General features: G+C 41.8%; 1 protein-coding gene. It reads left to right on the top strand.

What is annotated here, in order from left to right:
* Positions 1-770: penicillin-binding transpeptidase domain-containing protein (locus tag ACRCJ0_RS17115; RefSeq protein ID WP_431391360.1), on the top strand; the 770-nt coding region annotated here is incomplete at both ends.

Genomic DNA, 770 nt, shown 5'->3' with positions numbered 1-770 from the left:
CTACTGCAAGAAACGGGTTCAGGATTTGCCAACGAAGCAAGTGGGTCAATGAACTATGATTATGAAGCAGATAAAGTAACGACTGGTTTTGGACAAGGGATTTACGTAACACCTTATCAAATGATGCAAGCCTTCACCGCAATTGCTAACGACGGGAATATGATGAAATTACAATTGGTTAACCGTTATGAAGAAGATGGGACCATGCAAGTTGTTGAACCAGAAGTAGTTTCTTCACCAATTTCAAAAGAAACTGCCAATAAGACCCTTGAATACTTACAATCTGTTGTTTATGCAGATACAGGTACCGGGGCCGCTTATGACTTAGACGGCTACACAGTATCTGCTAAGACAGGTACTGCTGAGGTCTTCAACCTTGAAACCAACACTTATGAAGCAGGTTTAACCAAATACTTATACTCTGTAGTTGGATTTGTCCCAAGTGAAGATCCGCAATATGTCCTTTATATCACAGCGGAACAACCGAAGAACTTGGAAACAACCGCAAGCGATATGATGACAGAAATTTATACACCACTATTAACTAGGGCCCTAGAATATAATGCCTTAGGTGATAGTGAGTCAGTTGTGACGGCAACCGTCCCTGATGTGTCAGGATTAACTGTCGGAGAGGCGCAACAAAACTTATCAGATGCTAGCTTCGTCAATGTAGAAGTGATTGGTGACGGGGAAAAAATCGTCAGCCAAACCCCTGCAGTAAACGAAGAAGTGTCTGTTACACAACCAATCTTCTTGATGTCTGATGATAT

It is taken from the genome of Aerococcus sp. L_32 (genome assembly GCF_050689315.1).
This window is presented reverse-complemented; position numbering and strand designations above follow the sequence as displayed.